Origin of the sequence: Trinickia violacea (assembly GCF_005280735.1) — a bacterium.
GTDB lineage: Bacteria > Pseudomonadota > Gammaproteobacteria > Burkholderiales > Burkholderiaceae > Trinickia_A > Trinickia_A violacea.
Genome location: NZ_CP040077.1, coordinates 4,412,924 through 4,426,454, shown reverse-complemented (window position 1 = coordinate 4,426,454; position 13,531 = coordinate 4,412,924). Strand labels below are relative to the sequence as shown.

General features: G+C 57.9%; 8 protein-coding genes, 6 tRNA genes and 2 rRNA genes. All 16 read left to right on the top strand.

Translation table 11 applies throughout. From position 1 onward, the window contains the following. The first annotated feature begins 2 nt into the window (after nt 1-2). Nucleotides 3-79 (top strand) — tRNA-Ile (locus tag FAZ95_RS20305). 47 nt (nt 80-126) lie between these two features. Beyond that, a tRNA-Ala gene (locus FAZ95_RS20300) sits at nt 127-203 on the top strand. Nucleotides 204-518: 315 nt separating this feature from the next. Then, nucleotides 519-3,399, top strand: a 23S ribosomal RNA gene (locus tag FAZ95_RS20295). A gap of 183 nt (nt 3,400-3,582) precedes the next feature. Beyond that, nucleotides 3,583-3,695, top strand: a 5S ribosomal RNA gene (gene rrf / locus FAZ95_RS20290). A 146-nt stretch (nt 3,696-3,841) separates the two neighbouring features. Further along, nucleotides 3,842-3,927: transfer RNA gene (locus tag FAZ95_RS20285), tRNA-Tyr, on the top strand. Nucleotides 3,928-3,968: 41 nt separating this feature from the next. Further along, nucleotides 3,969-4,042: transfer RNA gene (locus FAZ95_RS20280), tRNA-Gly, on the top strand. Between the two features lie 15 nt (nt 4,043-4,057). Beyond that, nucleotides 4,058-4,132, top strand: a tRNA-Thr gene (locus FAZ95_RS20275). Nucleotides 4,133-4,195: 63 nt separating this feature from the next. After that, nucleotides 4,196-5,386, top strand: a complete 1,191-nt coding sequence (gene tuf, locus FAZ95_RS20270) for an elongation factor Tu (protein ID WP_102645092.1) — start codon at nt 4,196-4,198, stop codon at nt 5,384-5,386. Nucleotides 5,387-5,453: 67 nt separating this feature from the next. Next, nucleotides 5,454-5,529 (top strand) — tRNA-Trp (locus tag FAZ95_RS20265). A 35-nt stretch (nt 5,530-5,564) separates the two neighbouring features. Continuing rightward, on the top strand, nt 5,565-5,945 hold the full coding sequence (secE, locus tag FAZ95_RS20260) for a preprotein translocase subunit SecE (protein ID WP_137334072.1): 381 nt from the start codon (nt 5,565-5,567) through the stop codon (nt 5,943-5,945). 1 nt (nt 5,946) lies between these two features. Further along, nucleotides 5,947-6,504, top strand: coding sequence for a transcription termination/antitermination protein NusG (nusG, locus tag FAZ95_RS20255; RefSeq protein ID WP_026121916.1), 558 nt, complete (start codon nt 5,947-5,949; stop codon nt 6,502-6,504). A 150-nt stretch (nt 6,505-6,654) separates the two neighbouring features. Next, the gene (gene rplK, locus FAZ95_RS20250) at nt 6,655-7,086 is read left to right on the top strand and encodes a 50S ribosomal protein L11 (RefSeq protein WP_118185824.1); all 432 of its coding nucleotides are present in this window, start codon (nt 6,655-6,657) and stop codon (nt 7,084-7,086) included. Then, complete coding sequence (rplA, locus tag FAZ95_RS20245) at nt 7,087-7,785, top strand: 50S ribosomal protein L1 (protein ID WP_137334071.1); 699 nt, start codon at nt 7,087-7,089, stop codon at nt 7,783-7,785. Nucleotides 7,786-8,047: 262 nt separating this feature from the next. Next, nucleotides 8,048-8,584, top strand: coding sequence for a 50S ribosomal protein L10 (gene rplJ, locus FAZ95_RS20240; RefSeq protein ID WP_175425653.1), 537 nt, complete (start codon nt 8,048-8,050; stop codon nt 8,582-8,584). 78 nt (nt 8,585-8,662) lie between these two features. After that, nucleotides 8,663-9,040 (top strand): 50S ribosomal protein L7/L12, encoded by a 378-nt coding sequence (gene rplL, locus FAZ95_RS20235; protein WP_137334070.1) that lies wholly within the window; start codon nt 8,663-8,665, stop codon nt 9,038-9,040. Between the two features lie 367 nt (nt 9,041-9,407). Further along, complete coding sequence (gene rpoB, locus FAZ95_RS20230; protein ID WP_137334069.1) at nt 9,408-13,514, top strand: DNA-directed RNA polymerase subunit beta; 4,107 nt, start codon at nt 9,408-9,410, stop codon at nt 13,512-13,514. Nucleotides 13,515-13,531: the final 17 nt, after the last annotated feature.

The following is a 13,531-nucleotide window of genomic DNA, read 5'->3' as shown; positions in this document are numbered from 1 at the left end:
AGGGGTCTGTAGCTCAGTCGGTTAGAGCACCGTCTTGATAAGGCGGGGGTCGTTGGTTCGAATCCAACCAGACCCACCAATTGTCTGCGGTGGCTGGAGCTCGGAACCCTTGGAGTGTCAGGTACGGGGGGATTAGCTCAGCTGGGAGAGCACCTGCTTTGCAAGCAGGGGGGTCGTCGGTTCGATCCCGTCATCCTCCACCAATCACTAATGATAAGGACTTGATCCGAGTGAGGATCGAGTGTTTGTCATTGGCGATTGAGCCAGTCAGAGCGGTAAGTGAAAGCTTATCGGCTGTCGTTCTTTAACAATCAGGAAGAAGTAGTAATGGATAGCGAAAGCGCTTAGAGATGGGCGTGGACGCTATCTGGGTTGTGATTGTATCGATGTATCTCAAGATGATTCGAACTTAATGTTCGGCTCAATTGGAATACGGCACAACGCGAAAACTCAACCTATGACGGGTGTGCTTGGAAGCGGACGCGAAAGCGCAAGCGAGCGAGACGCACTAGTTATAGGGTCAAGCGAACAAGTGCATGTGGTGGATGCCTTGGCGATCACAGGCGATGAAGGACGCGGTAGCCTGCGAAAAGCTTCGGGGAGCTGGCAAACAAGCTTTGATCCGAAGATGTCCGAATGGGGAAACCCGGCCCGTATGGGTCATCCTAGACTGAATACATAGGTCTAGTGAAGCGAACGCGGTGAACTGAAACATCTAAGTAACCGCAGGAACAGAAATCAACCGAGATTCCCAAAGTAGTGGCGAGCGAAATGGGATCAGCCTTGTACCTTTTATCTTAGTTGTTAGCCGAACGCTCTGGAAAGTGCGGCCATAGCAGGTGATAGCCCTGTAGGCGAAAACAGTTAGGAAGAACTAGGGGTACGACAAGTAGGGCGGGACACGTGAAATCCTGTCTGAAGATGGGGGGACCATCCTCCAAGGCTAAATACTCGTGATCGACCGATAGTGAACCAGTACCGTGAGGGAAAGGCGAAAAGAACCCCGGGAGGGGAGTGAAATAGATCCTGAAACCGCATGCATACAAACAGTCGGAGCCTCGCAAGGGGTGACGGCGTACCTTTTGTATAATGGGTCAGCGACTTACGTTCAGTAGCAAGCTTAACTGATTAAGGCAGGCGTAGCGAAAGCGAGTCCGAATAGGGCGTTCAGTTGCTGGGCGTAGACCCGAAACCAAGTGATCTATCCATGGCCAGGTTGAAGGTGCGGTAACACGTACTGGAGGACCGAACCCACTAACGTTGAAAAGTTAGGGGATGAGCTGTGGATAGGGGTGAAAGGCTAAACAAACTTGGAAATAGCTGGTTCTCTCCGAAAACTATTTAGGTAGTGCCTCGTGTATCACCTTCGGGGGTAGAGCACTGTCATGGTTGAAGGGTCCATTGCGGATTACTTCGCCATAGCAAACTCCGAATACCGAAGAGTGCAATCACGGGAGACAGACATCGGGTGCTAACGTCCGGTGTCAAGAGGGAAACAACCCAGACCGCCAGCTAAGGTCCCCAAATATGGCTAAGTGGGAAACGAAGTGGGAAGGCTAAAACAGTCAGGAGGTTGGCTTAGAAGCAGCCATCCTTTAAAGAAAGCGTAATAGCTCACTGATCGAGTCGTCCTGCGCGGAAGATGTAACGGGGCTAAGCCATATACCGAAGCTGCGGATGCACATTTATGTGCATGGTAGGAGAGCGTTCCGTAAGCCTGCGAAGGTGCGTTGAAAAGCGTGCTGGAGGTATCGGAAGTGCGAATGCTGACATGAGTAGCGATAAAGGGGGTGAAAGGCCCCCTCGCCGTAAGCCCAAGGTTTCCTACGCAACGTTCATCGGCGTAGGGTGAGTCGGCCCCTAAGGCGAGGCAGAAATGCGTAGCTGATGGGAAGCAGGTCAATATTCCTGCACCATTGTTAAATGCGATGGGGGGACGGATCGCGGAAGGTTGTCCGGGTGTTGGACGTCCCGGTCGCTGCATTGGAGAAGGTGCTTAGGCAAATCCGGGCACAGGATTCAAGGGTGTGGCGCGAGCGACTTCGGTCGCGAAGCAATTGGAAGTGGTTCCAAGAAAAGCCTCTAAGCTTCAGTTTAACAATGACCGTACCGCAAACCGACACAGGTGGGCGAGATGAGTATTCTAAGGCGCTTGAGAGAACTCGGGAGAAGGAACTCGGCAAATTGGTACCGTAACTTCGGGATAAGGTACGCCCCTGTAGCTTGACTGGCCTGCGCCAGGAGGGTGAAGGGGTTGCAATAAACTGGTGGCTGCGACTGTTTAATAAAAACACAGCACTCTGCAAACACGAAAGTGGACGTATAGGGTGTGACGCCTGCCCGGTGCCGGAAGATTAAATGATGGGGTGCAAGCTCTTGATTGAAGTCCCGGTAAACGGCGGCCGTAACTATAACGGTCCTAAGGTAGCGAAATTCCTTGTCGGGTAAGTTCCGACCTGCACGAATGGCGTAACGATGGCCACACTGTCTCCTCCCGAGACTCAGCGAAGTTGAAGTGTTTGTGATGATGCAATCTCCCCGCGGCTAGACGGAAAGACCCCATGAACCTTTACTGTAGCTTTGCATTGGACTTTGAACCGATCTGTGTAGGATAGGTGGGAGGCTATGAAACCGGAACGCTAGTTTCGGTGGAGCCGTCCTTGAAATACCACCCTGGTTTGTTTGAGGTTCTAACCTTGGCCCGTGATCCGGGTCGGGGACAGTGCATGGTAGGCAGTTTGACTGGGGCGGTCTCCTCCCAAAGTGTAACGGAGGAGTACGAAGGTACGCTAGGTACGGTCGGAAATCGTGCTGATAGTGCAATGGCATAAGCGTGCTTAACTGCGAGACCGACAAGTCGAGCAGGTGCGAAAGCAGGTCATAGTGATCCGGTGGTTCTGTATGGAAGGGCCATCGCTCAACGGATAAAAGGTACTCTGGGGATAACAGGCTGATACCGCCCAAGAGTTCATATCGACGGCGGTGTTTGGCACCTCGATGTCGGCTCATCTCATCCTGGGGCTGTAGCCGGTCCCAAGGGTATGGCTGTTCGCCATTTAAAGAGGTACGTGAGCTGGGTTTAAAACGTCGTGAGACAGTTTGGTCCCTATCTGCCGTGGGCGTTGGATATTTGAAGGGGGCTGCTCCTAGTACGAGAGGACCGGAGTGGACGAACCTCTGGTGTACCGGTTGTCACGCCAGTGGCATCGCCGGGTAGCTATGTTCGGAAGAGATAACCGCTGAAAGCATCTAAGCGGGAAACTCGCCTTAAGATGAGATATCCCCGGGGACTTGATCCCCTTGAAGGGTCGTTCGAGACCAGGACGTTGATAGGTCGGGTGTGGAAGCGCAGTAATGCGTTAAGCTAACCGATACTAATTGCCCGTACGGCTTGATCCTATAACCAGTGCGTTTCTGTCGACCAGTGTTAGCGCTTCAGCGCTTACTCTGGTCCCATGCAGAGCAACACGCCCAAGGTTGAGATCAACCGCGTTGTGCACACAGTCACAACCCAATCCATTACACACCCTACTTCTTCCCAGATTGGCTGCGCCGCCTCAAGCGATGCAGCAACAAGTCATGCCTGATGACCATAGCGAGTTGGTACCACCCCTTCCCATCCCGAACAGGACCGTGAAACGACTCCACGCCGATGATAGTGCGGATGCCCGTGTGAAAGTAGGTAATCGTCAGGCTTCTCTATACGTCCACAACCCCACCCCTCAAAGGTGGGGTTGTGGCGTTTACGCGGTAAGGCTATAAGTGAGAGCGAACGATAGCCTGGGGCTCACATAGTGCTTGACATTGCGTCGATGTACCCCCATAATCGTCAGTTCTCTGCGGAGGGGTGCCCGAGTGGCTAAAGGGGGCAGACTGTAAATCTGTTGGCTTACGCCTACGTTGGTTCGAATCCAACCTCCTCCACCAGAATGCAAGCTGTAGCAGCGATAGGGAATCGGAAAGCCCTTGCGGGTGTAGCTCAATGGTAGAGCAGAAGCCTTCCAAGCTTACGACGAGGGTTCGATTCCCTTCACCCGCTCCAGTGTCAAGAAGTAGCGCCCATGTGGCTCAGTGGTAGAGCACTCCCTTGGTAAGGGAGAGGTCGGCAGTTCGATCCTGCCCATGGGCACCAGCAGGTAGTCAGTGATTGTTTGCGCGCGGCGCAACGTACGGAAAATCCTCTTAGGAGTCGAAAATGGCCAAGGGTAAGTTTGAGCGGACCAAGCCGCACGTGAACGTCGGCACGATCGGTCACGTTGATCATGGCAAGACCACGCTGACGGCAGCAATCACGACGGTGCTGACGGCGAAGTTCGGCGGCGAAGCGAAGGCGTACGACCAGATCGACGCGGCGCCGGAAGAAAAGGCGCGCGGCATCACGATCAACACGGCGCACGTCGAGTACGAGACGGCCAACCGCCACTACGCGCACGTTGACTGCCCGGGCCACGCTGACTACGTGAAGAACATGATTACGGGCGCGGCGCAGATGGACGGCGCGATCCTGGTGTGCTCGGCCGCCGACGGCCCGATGCCGCAAACGCGTGAGCACATCCTGCTGGCGCGTCAGGTTGGCGTGCCGTACATCATCGTGTTCCTGAACAAGTGCGACATGGTGGACGACGCCGAGCTGCTTGAGCTGGTGGAAATGGAAGTGCGCGAGCTGCTGTCGAAGTACGACTTCCCGGGCGACGACACGCCGATCATCAAGGGTTCGGCCAAGCTGGCGCTGGAAGGCGACAAGGGCGAGCTGGGTGAAGTGGCGATCATGAACCTGGCCGACGCGCTGGACACGTACATCCCGACGCCGGAGCGCGCGGTGGATGGCGCGTTCCTGATGCCGGTGGAAGACGTGTTCTCGATCTCGGGCCGCGGCACGGTGGTGACGGGTCGCGTGGAGCGCGGCGTGGTGAAGGTCGGCGAGGAAATCGAAATCGTCGGTATCAAGCCGACGGTGAAGACGACCTGCACGGGCGTGGAAATGTTCCGCAAGCTGCTGGACCAAGGTCAAGCGGGCGACAACGTGGGTATTCTGCTGCGCGGCACGAAGCGTGAAGACGTGGAGCGTGGCCAGGTTCTGGCCAAGCCGGGTTCGATCACGCCGCACACGCACTTCACGGCTGAAGTGTACGTGCTGAGCAAGGACGAAGGCGGCCGCCACACGCCGTTCTTCAACAACTATCGCCCGCAGTTCTACTTCCGTACGACGGACGTGACGGGTTCGATCGAGTTGCCGAAGGACAAGGAAATGGTGATGCCGGGCGACAACGTGTCGATCACGGTGAAGCTGATTGCGCCGATCGCGATGGAAGAAGGTCTGCGCTTCGCCATCCGCGAAGGTGGCCGTACCGTCGGCGCAGGTGTCGTCGCTAAGATCATCGAGTAAGAAGCCAGTTAATTCTCGTTGATCGGTAGTTTCGGGGTTGGCGATGTCGCTGACCCCAAAATGGTTTAGGGGTATAGCTCAACTGGCAGAGCGTCGGTCTCCAAAACCGAAGGTTGGGGGTTCGATTCCCTCTGCCCCTGCCAATTCTCGCGCCCACGTGGGCGCTCGTTAAGGTGTTATGGCGAATCCTTCCGTCGAAACTGTAAATACTTCCAGCGATAAATTGATGCTCATCGCGGGCGTATTGTTGGTCTTGGCCGGGTTCGTGGGGTTTTTCTGGCTCGGCGGCCAGGAGTGGTACGTTCGCGGCGCGGCTCTTGCCGTTGGGGTCATCGCCGGTGTCGTGGTTGGTCTTCTCTCCACCCCTGGTAAGGGTTTCATCGCATTCGCCAAAGACTCCTACAAGGAAGTCCGCAAAGTTGTGTGGCCCACGCGCAAGGAAGCCACGCAAACAACGCTCGTTGTCTTCGGCTTTGTGTTCGTGATGGCGGTGTTTCTTTGGATCAGCGACAAGTCCATTGAATGGGTGATTTTCTCGGCGATTCTGGGTTGGAAATGATATGAGCGATACTCCGGCATCCCCGAGCGGTAAACGTTGGTACGTCGTGCACGCCTACTCCGGTATGGAGAAGAGCGTGCAACGCGCGCTTCAAGAGCGCATCGAGCGTGCAGGCATGCAAGATAAGTTCGGCCAGATCCTCGTCCCGACGGAAGAGGTGGTCGAAGTGAAGGGTGGTCACAAGTCGGTGACCGAGCGTCGTTTCTTCCCCGGCTATGTACTGGTGGAAATGGAAATGACCGATGAAACCTGGCACCTCGTGAAAAACACGGCGAAGGTGACGGGCTTCGTAGGCGGGGCGCGCAATCGCCCGAGCCCGATTTCCCCGCGGGAAGTCGAGAAGATCATGTCGCAGATGCAGGAAGGTGTGGAGAAGCCGCGCCCGAAGACCCTGTTCGAAGTTGGCGAGATGGTTCGCGTGAAGGATGGTCCGTTCACGGACTTCAATGGCAGCGTCGAAGAAGTGAACTACGAAAAATCGCGCGTCCGTGTTTCTGTTACGATTTTCGGCCGCGCGACCCCTGTCGAACTCGAATTCGGCCAGGTCGAAAAGCTGTAATCGAATATTTTACGGATCGCGTCGAACGACGCGATCCGTCTTTCGCGCTTACGGTCCGCGTAATGGCCGTTGAGGAGCGTCAGTAGCCTTCACAGGCGAGCGCGCGTTACTACTCACCGAACGCTCATGCGTTCCAACGAGGTTTTCAACATGGCAAAGAAAATCATCGGCTTTATCAAGCTGCAGATTCCTGCAGGTAAAGCCAACCCGTCGCCGCCGGTCGGTCCGGCACTGGGCCAGCGCGGCCTGAACATCATGGAGTTCTGCAAGGCGTTCAACGCGCAGACTCAAGCGATGGAGCCGGGTCTGCCGGTTCCGGTCGTGATCACGGCATTCGCGGACAAGAGCTTCACGTTCATCCTGAAGACGCCGCCGGCTACGGTTTTGATCAAGAAGGCAGCGAAGATCGACAAGGGTTCGAGCAAGCCGCACACCGACAAGGTCGGCAAGATCACCCGCGCGCAAGCTGAAGAAATCGCCAAGACGAAGATGCCGGACCTTACGGCAGCTGATCTGGACGCAGCGGTTCGTACGATCGCTGGCAGCGCCCGCTCGATGGGCATCACCGTGGAGGGCGTGTAAATGGCTAAGCTTTCGAAGCGTCTGCAAGCATTTGCAAACAAGGTCGATCGCCAGAAGCTGTACCCGATCGACGACGCACTCGCGCTTGTCAAAGAGTGCGCGAGCGCCAAGTTCGACGAGTCGATCGACGTAGCAGTTCAGCTCGGCATCGATGCGAAGAAGTCGGATCAAGTGGTTCGTGGTTCCGTCGTTCTGCCGGCAGGTACCGGTAAGTCGGTTCGCGTCGCTGTTTTTGCGCAAGGCGAGAAGGCCGAGCAGGCAAAGGCCGCCGGCGCTGAAATCGTCGGCATGGAAGACCTGGCTGAGCAAATCAAAGCCGGCAACCTGAACTTCGACGTCGTGATCGCTTCGCCGGACACGATGCGCGTTGTCGGTACGTTGGGTCAGATCCTCGGCCCGCGCGGCCTGATGCCGAACCCGAAGGTCGGTACCGTGACGCCGGACGTGGCTACGGCAGTGAAGAACGCCAAGGCCGGTCAGGTGCAATTCCGCGTCGACAAGGCCGGTATCATCCACGCGACCATCGGCCGTGCATCGTTCGAGCCGAGCGCGCTGCGCACCAACCTGTCGGCGCTCGTCGAAGCGCTGCAGAAGGCGAAGCCGGCGACGAGCAAGGGCGTGTACCTGCGCAAGATCGCTTTGTCGAGCACGATGGGTGTTGGCGTGCGTGTCGATCAGGCTACGCTCGCAGCACAGTAAGAAATTCACCGTGCCGAGTCATCTCGGCGCGGTCTTAAGGGCTTTGGGCGGTCGCAAGATGGCAGTCAGCATCGAGCGGCCGGTTGTCAAAGACCGTTGGCGGAAGCGCAGCAGTCGGGTGTTTCCTTAATGCAAAGCCAACGCAGATGGCGAACCCGAAACAGTTTTGAAGTGATGAAGCCTGTTGTTGCTTGCAGTGATGCAGGCCACAACAGGTCGAAATACTCCTAAACCTCGGACGCCGTTGTTGAACGCGGTACACATGGCATTCCGCTGCGTGTATCGAATCTGGAGGTTAACCGTGCCACTGAACAAAGAAAGCAAGCAGGCCGTCGTCGCTGAGGTCTCCGCGCAAGTCGCGAAGGCCCAGACCGTCGTTCTGGCTGAGTATCGTGGGATCACGGTTGGCGATCTGACCAAGCTGCGCGCGAAAGCGCGCGAGCAACAGGTGTACCTGCGCGTGTTGAAGAACACGCTGGCGCGTCGCGCTGTTGAAGGTACTCCGTTTGCTCCGCTGGCAGAGCAGATGACTGGTCCGTTGATCTACGGCATCTCGGAAGATGCTATTGCCGCTGCTAAGGTCGTCAACGACTTCAGCAAGAGCAACGACAAGTTGATCATCAAGGCCGGTTCCTACGAAGGCAAGGTGATGGACAAGGCTGGCGTGCAAGCGCTTGCCAACATCCCGAGCCGCGAGGAACTGCTCTCCAAGCTGCTGTTCGTTATGCAAGCGCCTGTTTCCGGCTTTGCGCGCGCTCTGGCCGCGCTGGCAGAAAAGAAGCAAGGCGAAGCTGCTTAATCGCAGGGTGCATAGCGCGCTTCAGTTGAGCGCGATGGATCGCTGGCTGTATCCGAATTCAATTTAGGAGTATTTCAAATGGCAATCGCAAAAGAAGACATCCTCGAAGCCGTAGGCTCGATGTCGGTTCTGGAACTGAACGAGCTGGTCAAGGCGTTCGAAGAGAAGTTTGGCGTGTCGGCAGCTGCTGTTGCAGTGGCAGGCCCGGCAGGTGGCGGCGCTGGCGCTGCTGCTGCTGAAGAGCAAACCGAGTTCACGGTTATCCTGACTGAAACGGGCGCGAACAAGGTGTCCGTGATTAAGGCTGTTCGTGAGCTGACGGGCCTGGGCCTGAAGGAAGCGAAGGACCTGGTCGACGGTGCACCGAAGCCCGTGAAGGAAGCGGTGCCCAAGGCTGCTGCTGAAGAAGCCAAGAAGAAGCTGGAAGAAGCAGGCGCGAAGGCTGAAATCAAGTAAGACCCTGCGCGCTGTGCGAAGGCTGGCGGTTTTTCACCGCCGGCCTTTTTGTGCTTTGTGGGGACAGTGTTTTTGCGCTAGGGAATCGGCAAAAACGTGGCCCCAGAAGCCAAAGACAAACGCCTTTCGGGATAACTGACCGGCGCTTCTCTTTGTCTTCTGAAGCGACTGCAGAAGGCAAGTTTGGTCGGGTAGCGGGCAACACAGGCATCCGCTGCCGTCAGCCAGCGGTTGGTAGCGGCCAACCACCAAGCTTCTAAGGCTCGTTCAAGCCATCGGACGGCCATCGGGTCTCAGTCGGTGAACACTCGGATTGTCTCATCAAGGTTCGCAGCCTCGACAATGCCCGCCGTGATTCGGAGATCGTATGCAATATTCCTTCACCGAGAAGAAGCGTATTCGCAAGAACTTTGCGAAGCGCCCCATCGTTCACCAAGTACCTTTCCTGCTGGCTACCCAGCTTGAATCATTCAGCACGTTTCTGCAAGCGGATGTGCCTGCGGCTCAACGCAAACCCGAGGGTTTGCAGGCTGCGTTCACGTCTGTTTTCCCGATTGTTTCTCACAACGGCTTCGCTCGTCTAGAGTTCGTCAGCTACATGTTGTCGCCGCCGGCATTCAATATCAAGGAATGTCAGCAGCGCGGTCTCACGTACTGTTCGGCGCTGCGCGCAAAAGTGCGTCTGGTGCTGCTCGACAAGGAATCGCCGAGCAAGCCCGTCGTGAAGGAAGTGAAGGAGCAGGAAGTGTACATGGGCGAAATTCCGCTCATGACGCCGACCGGCTCGTTCGTCATCAACGGCACTGAGCGCGTGATCGTTTCGCAGCTGCACCGCTCGCCGGGCGTGTTCTTCGAGCACGACAAGGGCAAGACCCACAGCTCGGGCAAGCTGCTGTTCTCCGCGCGGATCATTCCTTACCGCGGCTCGTGGCTCGACTTCGAATTCGACCCGAAGGACGTGCTGTACTTCCGCGTCGACCGTCGCCGCAAGATGCCGGTCACGATTCTGCTGAAGGCGATCGGCCTGACGCCGGAACAGATCCTCGCGAACTTCTTCGTGTTCGACAACTTCGCGCTGATGCCCGAAGGCGCACAAATGGAATTTGTGCCCGAGCGTCTGCGCGGTGAAGTCGCGCGTTTCGACATCTCGGATCGCGACGGCAACGTCATCGTCACGAAGGACAAGCGGATCAACGCGAAGCATATCCGCGACCTCGAAAACGCGAAGACGAAATTCATTTCGGTCCCCGAAGATTATCTGATCGGGCGCGTGCTGGCGAAGAACGTCGTCGACGGCGATACCGGTGAAGTGATCGCGAACGCGAACGAAGAAATCGGCGAAAGCACGCTCGAAAAGCTGCGCGAAGCGAAGATCAAGGACATCCAGACGCTCTACACGAACGATCTGGACCAAGGTCCGTACATCTCATCGACGCTGCGCATCGACGAAACCGCCGACCGGACGGCCGCGCGCATTGCGATCTACCGCATGATGCGTCCGGGCGAACCGCCGACCGAAGAGGCGGTCGAGGCGCTGTTCAATCGTCTGTTCTACAGCGAAGACGCGTACGACCTGTCGAAGGTCGGCCGTATGAAGTTCAACCGCCGTGTCGGCCGCGATGAAATCGTCGGCCCGATGACGCTGCAGGACGACGACATCCTCGCGACGATCAAGATCCTCGTCGAGCTGCGCAACGGCAAGGGCGAAGTGGACGATATCGACCACTTGGGCAATCGTCGCGTGCGTTGCGTCGGCGAACTGGCGGAAAACCAGTTCCGCGCCGGTCTCGTGCGTGTCGAGCGCGCGGTCAAGGAACGCCTCGGCCAAGCCGAAAGCGAAAACCTGATGCCGCACGACCTGATCAACTCGAAGCCGATTTCGTCGGCGATTCGCGAGTTCTTCGGTTCGTCGCAGCTGTCGCAGTTCATGGACCAGACCAACCCGCTGTCGGAAATCACCCACAAGCGCCGTGTTTCGGCTCTTGGCCCGGGCGGTCTGACGCGCGAGCGCGCGGGCTTCGAAGTCCGCGACGTGCACCCGACCCACTACGGCCGCGTGTGCCCGATTGAAACGCCGGAAGGTCCGAACATCGGTCTGATCAACTCGCTCGCGCTGTACGCGCACCTGAACGAGTACGGCTTCCTCGAAACGCCGTACCGCAAGGTGACGGACGGCAAGGTGACCGACCAGATCGACTATCTGTCTGCGATCGAAGAAGGCCGTTACGTGATCGCTCAGGCGAACGCGGCGGTGGCCGACGACGGCACGCTGACCGACGAACTCGTGTCGTCGCGCGAAGCCGGCGAAACGCTGATGGTCACGCCGGACCGCATCCAGTACATGGACGTGGCGCCGTCGCAGATCGTGTCGGTGGCGGCATCGCTGATTCCGTTCCTCGAGCACGATGACGCGAACCGTGCATTGATGGGCTCGAACATGCAGCGCCAGGCTGTGCCGTGTCTGCGTCCTGAGAAGGCCGTGGTCGGTACGGGTATCGAGCGCACGGTGGCGGTCGACTCGGGCACGACGGTTCAGGCGTTCCGCGGTGGCGTGGTCGACTACGTCGACGCAGGCCGTATCGTGATTCGCGTGAACGACGACGAAGCGGTGGCGGGTGAAGTCGGTGTCGACATCTACAACCTGATCAAGTACACGCGTTCGAACCAGAACACGAACATCAACCAGCGCCCGATCGTGAAGGTCGGCGACAAGGTTGCGCGCGGCGACGTGCTGGCTGACGGCGCCTCGACGGACCTGGGCGAGCTCGCGCTCGGCCAGAACATGCTGATCGCGTTCATGCCGTGGAACGGCTACAACTTCGAAGACTCGATCCTGATCTCGGAGAAGGTGGTTGCGGACGATCGCTACACGTCGATCCACATCGAAGAGCTGAACGTTGTCGCTCGCGACACGAAGCTCGGACCGGAAGAAATCACGCGCGACATTTCGAACCTCGCGGAAGTGCAGCTTGGCCGTCTCGACGAGTCGGGCATCGTGTACATCGGCGCGGAAGTCGAGGCGGGCGACGTGCTGGTCGGCAAGGTCACGCCGAAGGGCGAAACCCAGCTGACGCCGGAAGAAAAGCTGCTGCGCGCGATCTTCGGCGAGAAGGCATCGGACGTGAAGGATACGTCGCTGCGCGTGCCGTCGGGCATGAGCGGCACGGTCATCGACGTGCAGGTGTTCACGCGTGAAGGCATCCAGCGCGACAAGCGTGCCCAACAGATCATCGACGATGAACTGAAGCGCTATCGCCTCGACCTGAACGACCAGCTGCGTATCGTGGAAGGCGATGCATTCCAGCGTCTCGCGCGCATGCTCGACGGCAAGGTCGCAAACGGCGGTCCGAAGAAGCTCGCGAAGGGCACGAAGATCGAACAGGCTTACCTGGAAGATCTCGACCACTACCACTGGTTCGACATCCGCCTCGCGGACGAAGAAGCAGCGGCACAGCTCGAAGCGATCAAGAACTCGATCGAAGAGAAGCGTCACCAGTTCGACCTCGCGTTCGAAGAGAAGCGCAAGAAGCTCACGCAAGGCGACGAACTGCCGCCGGGCGTGCTGAAGATGGTCAAGGTGTACGTCGCGGTGAAGCGCCGTCTGCAGCCTGGCGACAAGATGGCAGGCCGTCACGGTAACAAGGGCGTGGTGTCGAAGATCGTTCCGATCGAAGACATGCCGTACATGGCCGACGGCCGTCCGGCAGACGTCGTGCTGAACCCGCTCGGCGTGCCGTCGCGGATGAACGTGGGTCAGGTGCTCGAAGTGCACCTGGGCTGGGCTGCTAAGGGCCTCGGCTGGCGGATCGGCGAAATGCTGCAGCGTCAGGCGAAGATCGCCGAGCTGCGCGAGTTCCTGACGAAGATCTACAACGAGTCGGGCCGCGCGGAAGAGCTGGACGGCTTCAGCGACGACGAGATCGTCGAGCTGGCGAAGAACCTGCGCGAAGGCGTGCCGTTCGCGACGCCGGTGTTCGACGGTGCGACGGAAGAAGAAATGTCGCGCGCGCTGGATCTGGCGTTCCCGGACGATATCGCGAAGCAACTCGGCATGACGCCGTCAAAGAACCAGGTGCGTCTGTACGACGGTCGCACGGGCGAGATGTTCGAGCGTACGGTCACGGTCGGCTACATGCACTACCTGAAGCTGCACCACTTGGTCGACGACAAGATGCACGCGCGTTCGACGGGCCCGTACTCGCTCGTGACGCAGCAGCCGTTGGGCGGCAAGGCGCAGTTCGGCGGCCAGCGCTTCGGTGAGATGGAAGTGTGGGCGCTCGAGGCGTATGGCGCGTCGTACGTGCTGCAAGAAATGCTGACGGTCAAGTCGGATGACGTGACGGGCCGGACCAAGGTTTATGAAAACCTGGTCAAGGGCGATCACGTGATCGATGCAGGCATGCCGGAATCCTTCAACGTGCTCGTGAAGGAAATCCGCTCGCTCGGTATCGATATCGATCTCGACCGCAACTAATCGGACTACGGAGAGAA